This window comes from Acinetobacter sp. YH12152, assembly GCF_013418285.1.
GTDB lineage: Bacteria > Pseudomonadota > Gammaproteobacteria > Pseudomonadales > Moraxellaceae > Acinetobacter > Acinetobacter amyesii.
On the sequence record NZ_VPCH01000040.1, the window covers coordinates 1 to 16,221 of the forward strand.

The 16,221-nt window shown below is 41.6% G+C and carries 14 protein-coding genes and 6 tRNA genes; 6 read left to right on the forward strand and 14 right to left on the reverse strand.

Annotated elements, in window-relative coordinates:
- The first annotated feature begins 479 nt into the window (after nucleotides 1–479).
- From FTU83_RS12410 to FTU83_RS12420, 3 genes are read left to right on the forward strand one after another with little or no spacing between them, the layout of a single operon-like run.
- A complete protein-coding gene (locus FTU83_RS12410) occupies nucleotides 480–980 on the forward strand; it encodes a YfiR family protein (protein WP_180022391.1) in 501 nt (166 codons plus the stop codon).
- Entirely contained in the window at nucleotides 977–2,194 is a 1,218-nt protein-coding gene (locus FTU83_RS12415) for a diguanylate cyclase domain-containing protein (RefSeq protein WP_180022392.1), read from the forward strand. Before FTU83_RS12410 ends, FTU83_RS12415 begins: the two co-directional genes overlap by 4 nt.
- Nucleotides 2,195–2,202: 8 nt before the next feature.
- On the forward strand, nucleotides 2,203–2,682 hold the full coding sequence (locus FTU83_RS12420; protein WP_180022393.1) for an OmpA family protein: 480 nt from the start codon (nucleotides 2,203–2,205) through the stop codon (nucleotides 2,680–2,682).
- Nucleotides 2,683–2,799: 117 nt separating this feature from the next.
- Here the strand turns inward: FTU83_RS12420 and FTU83_RS12425 are convergent.
- From FTU83_RS12425 to secA, 10 genes are all read right to left on the reverse strand, one after another.
- Nucleotides 2,800–2,876 (reverse strand) — tRNA-Pro (locus tag FTU83_RS12425).
- Between the two features lie 17 nt (nucleotides 2,877–2,893).
- Nucleotides 2,894–2,969 (reverse strand) — tRNA-His (locus FTU83_RS12430).
- A gap of 105 nt (nucleotides 2,970–3,074) precedes the next feature.
- Nucleotides 3,075–3,151, reverse strand: a tRNA-Pro gene (locus FTU83_RS12435).
- Nucleotides 3,152–3,154: 3 nt separating this feature from the next.
- Nucleotides 3,155–3,230: transfer RNA gene (locus FTU83_RS12440), tRNA-His, on the reverse strand.
- Between the two features lie 44 nt (nucleotides 3,231–3,274).
- A tRNA-Arg gene (locus FTU83_RS12445) sits at nucleotides 3,275–3,351 on the reverse strand.
- 45 nt (nucleotides 3,352–3,396) lie between these two features.
- A tRNA-Pro gene (locus FTU83_RS12450) sits at nucleotides 3,397–3,473 on the reverse strand.
- 154 nt (nucleotides 3,474–3,627) lie between these two features.
- Nucleotides 3,628–4,695, reverse strand: a complete 1,068-nt coding sequence (gene nadA, locus FTU83_RS12455) for a quinolinate synthase NadA (protein WP_180022394.1) — start codon at nucleotides 4,693–4,695, stop codon at nucleotides 3,628–3,630.
- A 150-nt stretch (nucleotides 4,696–4,845) separates the two neighbouring features.
- Nucleotides 4,846–6,066: a bifunctional glutamate N-acetyltransferase/amino-acid acetyltransferase ArgJ gene (argJ, locus tag FTU83_RS12460; protein WP_180022395.1), complete on the reverse strand. Its 1,221-nt coding sequence runs from the start codon at nucleotides 6,064–6,066 to the stop codon at nucleotides 4,846–4,848.
- A 160-nt stretch (nucleotides 6,067–6,226) separates the two neighbouring features.
- Nucleotides 6,227–6,583 (reverse strand): hypothetical protein, encoded by a 357-nt coding sequence (locus FTU83_RS12465; protein WP_180089788.1) that lies wholly within the window; start codon nucleotides 6,581–6,583, stop codon nucleotides 6,227–6,229.
- A 144-nt stretch (nucleotides 6,584–6,727) separates the two neighbouring features.
- Complete coding sequence (gene secA / locus FTU83_RS12470; RefSeq protein WP_180106749.1) at nucleotides 6,728–9,451, reverse strand: preprotein translocase subunit SecA; 2,724 nt, start codon at nucleotides 9,449–9,451, stop codon at nucleotides 6,728–6,730.
- A gap of 337 nt (nucleotides 9,452–9,788) precedes the next feature.
- Here secA and FTU83_RS12475 point away from each other — a divergent pair, with 337 nt between their 5' ends.
- The 3 genes from FTU83_RS12475 to FTU83_RS12485 all read left to right on the forward strand — a co-directional run bounded on the left by FTU83_RS12475 (nucleotide 9,789) and on the right by FTU83_RS12485 (nucleotide 12,135).
- Nucleotides 9,789–10,424, forward strand: a complete 636-nt coding sequence (locus FTU83_RS12475) for a peroxiredoxin (RefSeq protein ID WP_078194127.1) — start codon at nucleotides 9,789–9,791, stop codon at nucleotides 10,422–10,424.
- Between the two features lie 294 nt (nucleotides 10,425–10,718).
- Complete coding sequence (locus FTU83_RS12480; RefSeq protein ID WP_180106751.1) at nucleotides 10,719–11,546, forward strand: MBL fold metallo-hydrolase; 828 nt, start codon at nucleotides 10,719–10,721, stop codon at nucleotides 11,544–11,546.
- Complete coding sequence (locus FTU83_RS12485) at nucleotides 11,536–12,135, forward strand: dual specificity protein phosphatase family protein (RefSeq protein WP_180106753.1); 600 nt, start codon at nucleotides 11,536–11,538, stop codon at nucleotides 12,133–12,135. Before FTU83_RS12480 ends, FTU83_RS12485 begins: the two co-directional genes overlap by 11 nt.
- Nucleotides 12,136–12,155: 20 nt before the next feature.
- Here the strand turns inward: FTU83_RS12485 and FTU83_RS12490 are convergent, their stop codons facing one another.
- Genes FTU83_RS12490 through trpA form a run of 4 tightly spaced genes read right to left on the reverse strand, consistent with a single transcriptional unit; the run spans nucleotide 12,156 to nucleotide 16,106 of the window.
- Nucleotides 12,156–13,133, reverse strand: a complete 978-nt coding sequence (locus FTU83_RS12490; protein ID WP_180106755.1) for an SPOR domain-containing protein — start codon at nucleotides 13,131–13,133, stop codon at nucleotides 12,156–12,158.
- Entirely contained in the window at nucleotides 13,130–14,413 is a 1,284-nt protein-coding gene (gene folC / locus FTU83_RS12495; RefSeq protein ID WP_180027139.1) for a bifunctional tetrahydrofolate synthase/dihydrofolate synthase, read from the reverse strand. The genes FTU83_RS12490 and folC overlap by 4 nt, the downstream gene beginning before the upstream one ends.
- Nucleotides 14,410–15,306 (reverse strand): acetyl-CoA carboxylase, carboxyltransferase subunit beta, encoded by an 897-nt coding sequence (accD, locus tag FTU83_RS12500; protein ID WP_180005414.1) that lies wholly within the window; start codon nucleotides 15,304–15,306, stop codon nucleotides 14,410–14,412. Before accD ends, folC begins: the two co-directional genes overlap by 4 nt.
- Nucleotides 15,303–16,106: a tryptophan synthase subunit alpha gene (trpA, locus tag FTU83_RS12505; protein ID WP_078191221.1), complete on the reverse strand. Its 804-nt coding sequence runs from the start codon at nucleotides 16,104–16,106 to the stop codon at nucleotides 15,303–15,305. The genes accD and trpA overlap by 4 nt, the downstream gene beginning before the upstream one ends.
- Between the last annotated feature and the right edge of the window lie 115 nt (nucleotides 16,107–16,221).

Genomic DNA, 16,221 nt, shown 5'->3' on the forward strand with positions numbered 1-16,221 from the left:
TACTGACAAAAATTTGCTCAAATAAACTTCGAGTAATTTCTACCATTAATCAATGAAAATAATTTCGATCGATCAATCAGTAAAAATCCACACAAGTTGTTCTTCATAATCTCTTAATGATCTTCTTGTTGGTTCATCACCAGCAAGCTAGGTCGGCTATATTACTCTTTATTTCTAAAGAGTCAACCGGTAATTCAAATTATTTTTAAACTTTTTTCTAAAACCCAACTTAATCAATTCAACCAAGTCATTGTTTTATCAGAAGTTTTAATCTTCATCACCGCCGATGGATGTGCATTCTACAGCATTTCACATTCGTTGCAACACCCTTTTTATGATTTATTTTACGCATGTCGCTTTTTTAAACACATAAACATTCTTTTGTATTATTATTGGGCTATATACGCCCTATTTCATATAATAAAACGTATATGCACCCAATTTTCATTCCATTTAATTTAAGACATTTTTGATTTCGTATGGTTGTTTTTAAAAAAACTGCCTATTTAATAATGGCGTGCTCCATTTCACCCTTATTATATGCAGCTCCCACAGCAAATATTTTCACAACCACTTTCTCTATTTTGAGTTATGCCAAGTGGGAAACCACTTCACCCAAATTTTGCGTGATTAATAATTCAAGTTTAGTCAATGATTTTAAAAAACTTGCGCCAACCCACAGCACTTATAAAATTACAGCCATCAATGTGAATGACATCAAATCCAGTCATTGCCAAGTTTTATTTTTTTCCAACCTAACAGCAAAAGAAGAACAAAACATTTTAAACAGCCATGTCAATTTCCCCGCCCTCTCTCTAAGCAGTAACAATAGTGAGTGTGAGTCCGGCAGTGCATTCTGTTTGTATAAAAAAAATCAGAGTTATTCGTTTAAAATTAATATGGAAAGTCTAACGCAGTCACAAATACATATTGATCCACGCGTTTTATTACTGGCGAAGTCATCGGAGTCAGCTGAATGAAACAACTCTATAACCCAATTACATTACACCAATTATTTACGCGTTCGCAGCTCACCATCTTTGCTTTAACATTTACGATTTGTTCTGCGATTTTTTTGGTGATTTCCACCTATACCATGCATACCTATGCAAAAAACAGCTTAACGATTTTATCAAATGCGATTAACGAACGTGTTCAACCGGCTGTGGTGTTTAATGACCAAACAACGATGCGTCAAATTTTAAATGAATACACTCAACTGTATCCCATTCGATCGATAGAAATTACCAACCTTCAAAATGCGTCGCTTGCTCATGCTGAGCAACAAGAAATTTCAACATTTTCTAGCCAAGCGATTTTAGATTATTTCTTTTTTAGCCAACCGATTCGTTTAGATATTCATCATGATCAGAAAAGTTATGGCGAACTGGTCGTATATGGAAACTCGTCAGATTTAGTTAGTTTCTTCCATAAAATTTTGCTGGGTTTATTTTTAGGTTTTATTCTTTTATTGGCTACTGTGTTTTGGTCGGTGAACTCTGTTTATCAATACTTAATGCAATCCGTTCGCTCTATTGTTGAATCAGCTCAAACCATTAGTATTAAGAAAGATTATAAAATGCGGGTTTCAAACTCTGATATTCAAGAATTACACGCACTCAGCACCGCCTTTAATGGTTTACTTAGTGAAATTGATCAGTCAAATAAAAACTTAATTTCAGAAAATGACAAGCTAATTCATCTAGCACGTCATGATGCATTAACCCAATTACCAAATCGCAATTATTTTTATGAAAAGCTGTTTGAGCTATTTGACTTACAAGCGAACGCTGCCGTGTTCTTTGTCGATATTGAAAACTTTAAACATGTGAATGACCAATATGGACACTTAGCTGGGGATGCAGTACTACGCGCCTCATCACATTGTTTAAAACAAGCACTACCAGATGATGCTTTCGTTGCGCGACTCGGTGGTGACGAATTTGCAATTATTATCAATCGTTTAAATTTCCTGACAGAACTCGAAGTCCTTTGTCACAAAATACATGAATGCTATGGTTCCACATTTGTTTATGAGCAACATAATATTGCATTACAAGCTAATATTGGTGTGGCACTGATCCAAAATGCAAAATCGCCAGAAGATTTGATCGCAGATGCGGATCGCGCCATGTATGATGCTAAACTTTCTAATAATCATTGGTGCATTGCACTTCAACGCCCCAACTCATAGGATTTGCTATGTTAAAGAACGCATTTAAAGTTTTATTTATACTTGCATTCACGACCACTATGACAGCCTGCATGAGTTTAGGTAACTTAAGCTACAAACAAGCACGCATGCTTAAAAAAGAAGGTTTTGTCTTGACCAATGATGGTTGGACACTTGCCCTACCAGAACGACTTTTATTTGGCTTTGATGATTATCAAATTCAACCCCACCAACAAGGCAAGTTAAATACACTTGCCACTCAACTGATTAAATATGACCTAAACAAAATTAAGTTTATTGGTCATACGGATAATGTTGGACAAGCCAATTACAACCAACAACTGTCAGAAAAACGTGCGCAAAGCGTCGCAAACGTCTTTTTAAAGCAAGGTTATAACAGTTCAAATATTCAAATTATTGGCCGTGGGGCTGAACAGCCGATGGTCTCTAATGACACCGAAACAAATCGTGCCATAAACCGTCGTGTAAATGTCACGATCATTCCCTAAATAGTGAAATATAAAAAAGCCACCATAAGGTGGCTTTTTTATTGTGTTTATAAATTTTAGGCATAAAAAAACCGCTAAATGCGGCATCTTTTTTTACAGTATTGCTTTTGAGATAAATGGTCGGAGCAGTAGGATTCGAACCTACGACCCCCTGGTCCCAAACCAGGTGCACTACCAGGCTGTGCTATGCTCCGCTTTCAACTTTAAAAATTGGGGTGAATGATGGGATTCGAACCCACGACAACCGGAATCACAATCCGGGGCTCTACCAACTGAGCTACATCCACCATCATGTTCTTGCTTGTGAATAACCAATATAACGCATTTTAAATTACAGGCATAAAAAAACCGCTGTATGCGGTATCTTTTATCGACCGTTTTCTTTAAGAAAATGGTCGGAGCAGTAGGATTCGAACCTACGACCCCCTGGTCCCAAACCAGGTGCACTACCAGGCTGTGCTATGCTCCGAATTGGGGTGAATGATGGGATTCGAACCCACGACAACCGGAATCACAATCCGGGGCTCTACCAACTGAGCTACATCCACCATCACAACAAGTTTCAGATTCTAGTATCAGAACACCATTAAAATGGCGCGCCTGACAGGATTCGAACCTGTGACCATCCGCTTAGAAGGCGGATGCTCTATCCAACTGAGCTACAGGCGCATTACCGATGACATAGACTATCACGCGATTTTTGCCTTGAGAAATTGGTCGGAGCAGTAGGATTCGAACCTACGACCCCCTGGTCCCAAACCAGGTGCACTACCAGGCTGTGCTATGCTCCGTTTCATCTCAGCTTTCGCTGTATCGCATATCGTGCGGTACGGTGTGCATTCTAGGCGTGACGTTGATTAACGTCAACACCTATCTTCAAAAAAACATAAAAAATCATTTCAAGCGATTATTTATCAAGCATTTTAATCATTTTTCAAGCAAAAATTAACGTTTTAAACTGGCACTGAAATTCAACATCCGATCTAAAGGCAATTTAGCACGCTCAGCCAAGGCCGGATCGACGAAAATTTCCTGATCGCCTTTTTGTAAAACTTCGAGAATGCCATCCAATTCATTCATCGCCATCCAAGGGCAATGCGCACATGAACGACAGGTTGCTCCCTCACCTGCCGTCGGTGCTTCGATGAGAATTTTATTCGGCACAGCTTGCTGCATTTTATAAAAAATACCGCGATCTGTTGCCACGATTAAACGTTCGTGTGGCAAGGTTTGTGCAGCCTTGATCAATTGCGAGGTGCTACCGACGGCATCTGCAATATCCACCACAGATTCTGGTGACTCTGGATGTACCAAAACTGCTGCATCAGGATACAGCGCTTTCATATTGGCAATACCACGTGCACGGAACTCTTCATGGACAATACATGCCCCATCCCATAGCAACATGTCTGCACCGGTTTTCTTTTGAATATAGCGACCGAGATGCTGATCGGGTGCCCAAATAATTTTTTCACCTAAACTATCTAAATGCTCAACAATTTCAACAGCACAGCTCGAGGTTACCACCCAATCTGCACGCGCTTTCACTGCCGCCGAGGTATTGGCATATACCACAACCGTATGATCCGGATGTGCATCACAAAATTTGGTAAATTCATCGACAGGACAACCCAAATCAAGTGAGCATGTTGCTTCTAGGGTTGGCATCAATACAGTTTTTTCAGGAGATAAAATCTTCGAGGTCTCCCCCATGAATTTCACCCCTGCAACCACCAACGTCGTTGCTTCATGATCCCGACCAAAACGTGCCATTTCAAGTGAATCCGAAACGCATCCACCGGTCAGTTCTGCTAGTTCCTGCACTTCAGGATCACAGTAATAGTGTGCAACAAGGACAGCGTTACGTTTTTTGAGTTCCGCTTTAATTAATTCAAACTTTTCAAGCTTTGCAACTTCCGTTAAGTGATGCTCTTTAACATCGCCCAAACGATCCAAATGCGCTTGTACAATTGATTTTGCTTCATTTGCAATTAAGTTGTTTGCATTATTCATCACAACGTCTTCTCTATCCTTAATGCCTGTTACTACACAGGTGCTTCACAACTGACCCATAAATATGGCACTTGGCTATTTTTTACCGGTCATTAAAAAGTTCCACTTATAAAAAAGCCTCACAACGGAGGCTTTTCAAAAACATCAAATTTATGAACGGTAATCTGCGTTAATCTTAACATAGTCATACGACAGGTCACAGGTATACACAGTATCTCGCGCACTGCCACGTCCTAAATCTACACGGATCGTGATCTCAGATTTCTCCATCTCTGCAGCCCCTGCTGCTTCGGTATAATCTGCTGCGGCACCACCGTCTTTACAGATTTGAACATCACCTAACCAGACCTGAATTTTTTCAACATCTAAGTTTGGCACACCTGCATAACCAATAGCTGCCAAAATACGGCCCCAGTTTGGATCTGATGCGAAGATTGCAGTTTTAACCAACGGTGAATGTGCAATGCTATAAGCAATATCACAACATTCTTGAGTATCTGCGCCGCCTTCTACCGCCACAGTAATAAACTTCGTCGCACCTTCACCATCACGGACAATGAGCTGTGCAAGACGTTTCATTACACGTGTTAACACGTCTAAAACAGCAGCATAACGTGAATCTGATTCTGAAGTAATTTCTACGCCACCAGCTTGGCCCGTTGCAATCAAAATACATGAGTCATTCGTTGAGGTATCACCATCCACCGTAATACGGTTAAACGACAGGTTAACTGTGGTTTTCAAAAGCTGTTGCACCAGCTCACGGCTAATGGGTGCATCAGTTGCCACATAACTCAACATGGTCGCCATATTTGGACGAATCATGCCTGCGCCTTTAGAAATACCTGTCATGGTATACAGGACGCCATCTAACTCAAATTGTTCAGATGCACCTTTAGGTGTGGTATCTGTAGTCATAATGCCCGTTGCCGCTTCCAACCAAGCGTCTTCTTGCAAACTGTCTAATGCCGGTTGCAAGCCTTGAACCAAACGATCAATAGGTAATTGCTCGCCAATTACACCCGTTGAAAAAGGAAGGACTTCTGTATTTTGAACACCAGCCAGTTCTGCCAGTTTCGCACATGTCGCTTCAGCATTTGCCATGCCAATTTTGCCAGTACCTGCATTGGCATTTCCGGTGTTAATCACTAAATAACGTGGATTACCTGCTAATAAGTGCGCTTTAGAAATATGCACCGGTGCTGCACAAAATGCATTTTGAGTAAAAACGCCTGCGACATTAGAACCTTCAGCAAATTCAAAAATGACAAGGTCACGTCGGTTCTGATAGCGTACATATGCTTCAACCGAACCGATTTTTACACCTTTCACCACATGCATCTGTGGCATAGATACGTCACCAACTGCCATTTTTCAACGTCCAACTATATGAGTTATAAAAAATACAGCTTAGTGCAAAATCTATAAAAAATCGAGCAGAAGCACGGTTTTGCTGTAATTTTATTGTGGATTTCTTTTGCACATAAAAAAACCAGTCTTTCGACTGGTCTTTATCGATGTTCGTCGTAAATTAGTTACGCGCAAGCTGAGTTGCTTCATCAAGAAGCACTTGTTTCGCTTTTTGTTGACTCGCAGCTGAAAGTGCTGGGTTTTCAGCCACAATACGGTCAGCATTCGCCGCATTGGCTGCTGCAATTTTCGCAGTTTGCAATACGATTGGACGATTTGGATTGGCAAAGGTATAACGAATACCCGTACGCGGGCTTGCTACAGTCACTTGACCGTCAGTACCAATCTGTACTTGAGTTATTGTTGGACCAACTGCTTGTTGAACTTTCTCTAAAGAAGTCGTCTGAGGAGCGTTTGCAAAGGCAAAAGTTGGCAAAGCCAAAGCAGCAATCATGAACGGTTTTAGTACTTTTTTCATTGTCTTTTCCGTCTTACGGTTATTGATAGAAACTAAATAACATTTAATCCGCTGCACTGCAAATACTATTCAGGTCAGATCAGCTGAGTAAATAAAAAATCAGAGCGCGATGGCTCTGATTTATTTGAAATTAAACAATGCTGTTTAAATTTTACCGTGACATTGTTTATATTTTAGACCTGAACCACATGGGCACGGTGAGTTACGACTTTCTGGCGGAACAATCACTTGCTCTGCAGGTGTATATTGCGCATCGATAACATCATTACCGTTGGCTTCAGCCAACAAATTATCAAAGTCATTGTGTGACAATTGAAGATTCATTGATTCAGCTTGAGCCTGTTTTTGAGCTTCCATTTCTGCAAGCTCTTCGGCTGTAGGCACATGAATACGAGATAAATCTGTCACGACATCTGACTTAATCACAGCAAGCATGTTTACAAATAAATTAAAGGCTTCTTTTTTGTATTCTTGCTCAGGATTTTTCTGCGCATAACCACGTAAATGAATCCCTTGACGTAAGTAATCCATTGCTGCCAAATGCTCTTTCCAATGGCGGTCCAATGAATTCAACATAAAGTGACGTTCGAGCATTGCAGCCGTTTCGTCACCCATTTGCGTACGACGTGAACGGTAGTGCTGAAGAACTTCATCAGTAATACGTTCAACCAAAGCTTCTTCATCCAAACGACGATCTTGCTCTAACCACTGCGAAATTGGCAGTTCAATCGATAGATCTTCACGTAGCGCCTTTTCAAGACCTTCTATATCCCACTGATCGTGAATAGACTCAGGTGGAATATATATTTCGATCATGCCTTTAGTCACATCCTGAATCATCGTTTCGATGTAATCTTGTAAAGACGGTTCAACAAGAATTTCATCACGCTGAGAGTAAATAATCTTACGTTGTTCGTTGTTTACGTCATCGTATTTCAATAAATTTTTACGAATATCGAAGTTACGTGCTTCAACTTTACGTTGTGCATTTTCAATCGAGCGTGACACCATTTTATGCTCAATGGCTTCATCTTCTTTCAGACCCATGGCACGCATCATTGCAACTACGCGATCACCTGCGAAGATACGCATCAAGTCATCTTCAAGCGACAAGTAGAAACGTGACACACCTGGGTCACCTTGACGGCCCGCACGACCACGTAACTGGTTATCGATACGACGAGATTCATGACGTTCTGAACCAATGATGTGTAAACCACCAGAGTTCAGCACCATTTCATGATTTTGTTCCCACTCTGCTTTCAAACGTGCCTCATCTGCTTCAGTCGGCTCTTCAATCTTCGCCAGCAACGCTTTCCAGTTACCACCTAACAGAATATCAGTACCACGACCGGCCATGTTGGTAGCAATCGTCACTGCACGAGGTGAACCCGCTTGCGCAATAATATCCGCTTCACGCTCATGTTGTTTCGCATTGAGTACTTCATGTTGAATACCAGCTTCTTTCAGCTTATCTGATAAAATTTCAGAGGCTTCAATGGTTGCTGTACCAATCAGGATCGGTGCAACACCCGCTTCATGAACACGTTGAATTTCTTGAATGATGGCGTTGTATTTACCTTCACGGTTTAAATAGATTAAATCGTTTTGGTCATTACGAATCATCGGGCGATGGGTTGGAATCAGTACAACATCCAAGCCATAAATTTCTTTCATCTCTGCAGCTTCAGTATCTGCAGTACCCGTCATCCCTGATAATTTTTTGTATAGACGGAAATAGTTCTGGAATGTAGTCGTTGCTAGTGTTTGGTTTTCAGGTTGAATTTCCAAACCTTCTTTTGCTTCCACTGCTTGATGCAAACCTTCTGACCAACGGCGACCCGGCATGGTACGACCAGTGTTTTCATCGACAATGATCACTTCACCTTCGTGGATGATGTAATGCACGTTGCGTTGGTATAGGTAATGCGCACGAATGGCCGCAGAAACATGGTGCACCAAGTTTAAATTAGCAGATGAATATAGACTTTCACCTTCAGCAAGCAAGCCCATTTGAATCAATTCAGCTTCAACAGTTTCATAACCGACTTCGGTCATTTCTACTGAGCGCTGTTTTTCGTCAATCCAGAAGTGACCACCATCTGGTACCTTCTCTTCTTTTTGTGCATGAAGTTTTGGTGGAATGCTGTTAATGGCAGCATACAACTGTGATGAGTCTTCTGATTGACCAGAAATGATCAAAGGTGTACGTGCCTCATCAATCAGGATCGAATCGACCTCATCGATGATGGCATAGATTAAGCTGCGCTGTTTTTTCTCAGCAGCAGAAAACACCATGTTGTCACGCAAGTAATCGAAACCGAATTCGTTGTTGGTACCGTAAGTAATGTCAGCACGATACGCTTGAGCTTTTTCAGTTGGGTCTTGCATTGAGTAAATAATCCCAATGCTTAAACCTAAAAATTCGAATAATGGACGGTTTAATTCAGCATCACGCTGTGCGAGATAGTCGTTCACCGTAATCACGTGAACACCTTCACCACTAATCGCATTGAGGTAACAAGCAAGCGTTCCCATGAGGGTTTTACCTTCACCGGTACGCATCTCTGCGATCTTACCTTCATGTAAAGTAATACCACCAATCAGCTGTACGTCATAATGACGCATGCCCATGACACGCTTTGCAGCTTCACGACAAACAGCAAACGCTTCAGGTAATAATTTATCAAGGCTGTCGCCTTTTTTATAACGTTCTTTGAATTCTTCAGTTTTTGCAGATAAGTCTGCATCGCTTAGAACAGATATCGTCGGCTCGAGCGCATTAATCTTCTCTACGATTTTACGCATGCGTTTGAGTTCGCGCTCATTTTTGGTACCGAAGATTCCTCCGATCAGACTTGCCAACATGAATAGACTCTCTAAATCTTGCTTGTCAAATGAATATATTTTCTTAGTCGTTATTATGGTGCTAGAAATTCGAAGTACAAGGGTTTTGCACAAAAATCCCCTTAAATATTCTGCGCTCGGGTTCTAGCCCCGGAGACTTAAGGCAAGCTAATGTAACAAATTTTCTGCAGACAACATAGTGACTCTGTCGTGAGATATTTCGCATTTATCCCCCAATAAAACTGTTTTATATGAAATATATTCATAAAGAAATGAAAAAACACTATTTTTAATCATAAAAAAAATCCTTCATATTTATTTTCAAGTTAAACAAATTCAATAAATACGGGGATATTCCATGACGATTCGTTTAGGTGATACTGCACCAGACTTTACTCAAGACTCAAGCGAAGGCAGCATTCATTTTTATGACTTTTTAGGTGACAGTTGGGGCATTTTATTTTCGCATCCTGCCGATTACACCCCAGTCTGCACCACAGAACTTGGATTTACCGCAAAACTAAAAGATGAATTTAGCAAACGTGGTGTCAAGGCCATTGCCCTGTCTGTTGATGATGTTGAGTCGCATCATGGTTGGATTAACGACATTAATAATACTCAAAATACCACGGTCAACTTCCCGATCATTGCAGACAAAGACCGTAAAGTGTCTACCCTTTATGATTTCATTCACCCCAATGCTAGCGAAACATTAACTGTTCGCTCTTTGGTAATCATTGATCCCAATAAAAAAGTCCGTTTAATCATTACTTATCCTGCATCTACAGGGCGTAACTTCCATGAAATTTTACGTGTCATTGACTCTTTGCAACTGACAGACAACCATAAAGTTGCAACACCGGCCAACTGGCAACAAGGTGAAGATGTGGTGATTGTGCCGTCATTAAAAGATGAAGAGGAAATCAAACAACGCTTTCCTCAAGGATATAACGCAGTTACGCCTTACCTTCGTTTAACGCCTCAACCTAAGTGAGGATAAAACGGAGCATTACGCTGTCCGAGCGCAAGATAAGAAGCTCTGCTGTGAGTGACCAAAGCGAAGGTACAAATTTAACTATTTTTAAGCGCAGCACCTAAGCAAACTAAGGATCATAACCATAGTTAATATAGTTTTCCCCCTTCAGAACGAATGACGAGCCCGTTCTGGCATTCTCCAACCTGCTCATCTCCGGATGAGCTTTTTTTGATTACAAATTCCTCTCAGGGATTAGATTGGTTAAAGATCACAATTCCGTTATAACTAATAAAAACTTGAAAATAACAAACCGTGATTCATCAAATTCATCATTTACATTGTGGTAGTTTTTGTCCAACGTGTGCCCCTTTATTTGGACAGAAAGGCTTTCGCGCACATTTGGTCTGTCATTGCCTGCTCATTGAAACCGATAAAGGCCTCGTCTTAGTCGATACAGGACTGGGCTTACAAGATTATTTGCATCCACAAAATCGTTTAGGTCGGTTTATTTCACGCACAGCACAGATCAAATTTAATCCGCAACTGAGTGCGATTCATCAAATTCAAAAATTAGGCTATAAGGCTCAAGATGTTCAACACATTTTGTTGTCACACTTAGATTTTGATCATGCAGGCGGGATATCAGATTTTCCGCAGGCGACCGTGCATGTCTTAGCCAGTGAATATAACGCCACTCAAAATCTTCATAGCTTAAAATCACGACTGCGCTATCGACCACAGCAGTTCCAACAGCATCGTTATTGGAACTTTATTGAAAACATCGGGACTAAAGCATGGTTTAACTTAGAGCACACTGCCGGTCTATCTATTTTTCAAGAGGAAATTTTAATGCTCCCGCTTTTGGGACATACCGCGGGTCATGCCGGTATTGCAATAAAAAATAACCAGCGCTGGTTGTTATATTGTGGCGATGCTTATTACTCACAGCATCAATTAAATCCAAATTTTCATTCGCGGGCCTTAAATCAGCTTGAGCGTTTATTTGCCACCGACAATACACAGCGACTGCACTCCCTTCATAAGATTCAGCAGTTAGCGCAGCATCCGGACATCGATCTCATCTGTGCACATGACCCATTCGAATTCGCTCGCTATCAGAATACAAGCTATGACCGCTAAAATCCTACCAATGATCCTACTCAGTGTTAGCTTCAGCTTCACGGGTTGCATGACATCAAATCCATTACCGTTAAATGAACGTCCTCAGCATTGGGGGAAAGTCGTTCATCAACAGCATAATTTTTATCAAATCAGCCCAACGCTATTTCGCAGTGAACAACCTGATGCAGATCTCGCCCCTGTTCTACGAGAACAGCAAATCGATGTGATCATAAATTTACGTTCGCGGCATCATGATCCAGCACGCTTAAAAAATGCTATTGATATGCAAAAGATTAAATTTGTACATATTCCGATACACACGTGGCAAATCGATCGTGAAGATTTACTGACGGTGATGAAAACTATAAAAGTGGCTGAACAACAGCTGCAAAAAGTGTTAATCCATTGCTACCACGGCTCAGACCGTACAGGCGCGAGTGTGGCCATGTACCGTATTATTTTTCAGCATTGGTCTATTGAGGAGGCAAAACGTGAAATGAAACAAGGTGGCTATGGCTTCCACCCTATTTGGAAAAATATAGACCGATTATTCAGCCCTGAAAATGTAAGATGGATTCAGCAGCAACTACTGAATCCATCTTATTAAAGGTCATTTCTCAAATAAACTTAGCGTTTATCGAGAGGTACCCAATCAATCACCCAAGCCGATTTCATATTCAAACTTGCATCTGAATTGATCTTTTTACGTGTTGCGTCCGCAGCATCACGGTCCTTCGAAGGGCCAACCATAATACGAATGCCTTTAGATGTAGGACTCTTCGTCACTTTATAGCCTTTTGCACGTAATTTTGCAGCGACGGCATCTGCATTGGCTTCATTGGCAGCTAGAGCAACTTGTACCATCCATTGCTTATCGCCATTTTCCAACAGATCACGTGCTTTTTCAGCTTCAGCTTTTTTCTTGGCTTCGGCTTTACGCTTTTCTTCTGCCTTGTGTTTTTCTTCGGCTTTACGCTTTTCTTCAGCTTGTTGCTTCGCTTCGGCTGCTTTCTTATCTGCTGCTTTTTTCTCAGCTTCAGCATGTGCTTTACGTTCAGCTTCTTTTTGAGCATCCGCTTTACGTTTTGCTTCGGCTTTTTGTTTATCTGCTGCGATACGTGCCTGATCAGCCTTTTGCTGCGCCGACTGAGTCTCTAACTTTTTTTGAGCCGCCAACTTATCCTCAGCTAAACGCTTTTGCTTGACTTTTTCATCTTCAACCAATTCGGGAGGAATATTATCCGAACTTTGTTGAGCTGAACGATGTGCGTTTAAAGCTGCATATTCTTCTGCTGCTTTACGTGCTGCATCAGCCTCCGCTTGTTGTTGCATCGCTAAAAATTCTGCTGCGCGTGCTTCTTGCTCCGCAACCGATTTTTCACGGGTACGTCGTTGTTCTTCGAGCAAGCGCTTTTCAGTTTCAACATCAACAGTCAATGATGACATTTTACCCGCACCCTGACCTTGTTGCTCAACTTGAGCCATTTCAGGGGTTTGGCTTTGATTTTGATGTATTTCTTCTTTGCCTTTAAGTAAAAGTGCGGCCAGCAGTACACCACCACCTAATAAAACAACACCACCCATCCAGCGTTGTTTGTTATTCATTGACATTCTTCCAGATACTCCCATACCGCTTCTAAGGTATGAAATGAACCACATACCAGAATCAGCTGATTATTCTTTGTTTCTTCCAGCGCGGACTTAAAAGCTAATTGCACATTGTCATAATGTTCTACGACTTGATGCTGCAGTGCGCTATCCAATTGTGTGATAGATGCCGCACGTGGCACATTTAATTGTGCAATTTTCCACATTCTTACCGTATCTTTCAATAAGTTAACGACAGAATTTATGTCTTTATCAGTCAGCATGGAGAAAACGCTGATCACTTCTGTGTATTGTTTATTGTACTGGAGAAAATTTCGCAATTGCTTTAACAAAAATTCAACACCATGCGGGTTATGTCCCGCATCGAAAATCACCGTTTTACCTGCAATTTCTCTAACTTCAAAACGGCCTTGTAACTTGGCATTGATAATCCCCTGAGCGATTGACTGCTGTGAAACCACCAAACCACTGGCCAATATTGCTGCTACAGCCGTAGAGATATTTTCGAGTGCCAAAGAACCCACGGGTAGTTTTAAGGTTGAACCTGATGAGGCAAACATCCAAGATTGTCCATCATCACTGTACTGATAAAAATAATCACGATTGAGTACATGTAAAGCGGCTTGGCAATCTTCTGCTTTTTGACGAATAGCTTCAGGCAAAACTTGCTGCCCACCAAAAATTACGGGAATATTCGGACGAATAATTCCTGCTTTCTCAAAAGCAATTTTTTCAATGGTGTCGCCCAACCAATCGGTATGGTCTAAACCAATATTGGTAATCACTGCAACATCTGGATCGACAACATTGACTACATCAAGTCGACCACCTAGGCCTACTTCAAGTACCCATACATCACAATGTTGTTGTTTAAAAATAACAAAAGCGGCCAAAGTGGTCGCTTCAAAAAAAGATAAACTTAATTCACATTCACGACGCGCCTGATCAACAGCTACAAAAGCATCAATCAGGGTTTGGTCGGCTACTTCAACACCTTGAAGCTTTACACGTTCATTGAATCGATAGATATGCGGTGATTGGTATAGCCCCACGTTATAACCTTGGGCATTTAAAATCGCAGCCAAAGTGGTCGTGGTTGAACCTTTACCGTTTGTTCCCGCGACCGTCAGCACTTTCGCATCAGGCTGGGTTACACCTAGTCGTTCCGCAACAGGAATTACCCGCTCCAGTCCTAAATCAATACCCGTAACATGAACATGGCTCCAATAATCGAGCCATGTGTTTAAAGAATCAGTTGCAAGTGGTGCTGTGTTCAAGGCAAGTTCATCAATTTCGCTACAATACGATAAACTGTATCACGTAATGCATGACGGTGGACAATTTGATCGACTACACCATGATCAAGCAAATATTCCGCACGTTGGAACGGTTCTTCCAATTTTTCACGTACAGTTTGCTCAATTACACGCTTACCAGCAAAACCAATCATGGCTTTCGGCTCAGCCAAATGAACATCACCGAGCATTGCCAATGATGCAGTCACACCACCATAGACTGGATGTGTCAACACCACTAGATAAGGCAAGCCTGCATCTTTCATTTTTTGGATGGCAGCAGAAGTACGCGCCATTTGCATGAGTGACAACATGCCTTCTTGCATACGCGCACCACCAGAGGCAGCGAAGCAAATAAGGGGTTGTTTAGCTTTAATCGCAAGTTCAGCCGCTTGAACAAAACGGTCACCGACCACTGTGCCCATTGAACCGCCCATGAAATCAAATTCGAAAGCGGTCGCAATCATTGGAATGCCTTTCAGCGTTCCTTGCATCACCACTAAAGCTTCTGTTTCACCGGTTTTTTTCTGCGCTTCAGACATACGGTCTGGATACGCTTTGCTATCTACAAATTTAAGTGGATCTTTGGCTTTAAATTCTTGACCCAATTCTTTTTGTACTTGGTCAAAGAACCAGTTCAAGCGATCACGGGCTTTCATTCGTAAGTGTTCATCACACTGTGGACAAACGTAGGCATTAAATGACATCGCAGTACGAGTCACAAGTGCATGACACTCAGGACATTCAATCGTCGGCTCAGTAAATGTCGCCTTTAATGCTTGCTGTTCATCAGGTACATGAATACCTGGTACCGCACGCTCTGTCCATGGCGTAGATGCGCTCAGAATTTTGCCTGTTTTTGCGTCTTGACTCATACTAACTCATCGAGCGCAGCTCGAAGCTCCTTCACTTTATTCACTGTTTCGATTACAGCTTGTTCTGGCGCTAAGTTTGCAAATTGTTTAACAAAAGCACTGCCTACAATCACCGCATCTGCAGCAACACCCATGGCTTTCGCCGATGCTGCATCACTGATACCAAAGCCAACGCCGACAGGTACCTGAGTATACGATTTGATTTTTTGAATACGTGCCGCAGCTTCAGCAACGTCTAAAGTCGCTGCACCTGTCACACCTTTCAAAGAAACATAGTAGATAAATCCACTGGCTTGTTTTACTACATGCTGAATACGTTCATCAGTGGATGTTGGCGCAAGTAAGAAGATTTGATCCATGTCGTATTTTTTCAATACTGCATCTAGATCTTTTGCTTCTTCAGGTGGAAGGTCCACCAAGAGCACGCCATCTACACCGCATTCATGTGCATAGGCAACAAACTTTTCATAGCCGATTACTTCAACGGGGTTTAAATAGCCCATCAGTACTACGGGTGTTTCTGTATCGTTTTTACGGAACTCTTTCACCATGTTCAAGGCATCTAGAGTATTGGTTCCTGCAGCAAGCGCACGCTCAGCGGCAAGTGCAATAACAGGGCCATCCGCCATTGGGTCTGAAAATGGAAGACCTAATTCGATCACATCTACACCTGCCTCAACCATTTGATGTAACAAAGGTACCGTTACTTGTGGATGAGGGTCACCAGCCATAACATAAGAAACCAAGGCCTTACGCTGTTGAGATTTAAGCGTTCCAAATCGAGTGGCTAAACGTGACATAGGGTTATACTTTCCTTGAATGAATCAAAACTATGATGTGGGTTTTGTCGAAATACAAGACATCGCATTGTAACGCTATTTTTTACCCATTGAACAGGGCATACAATCCTCAGTC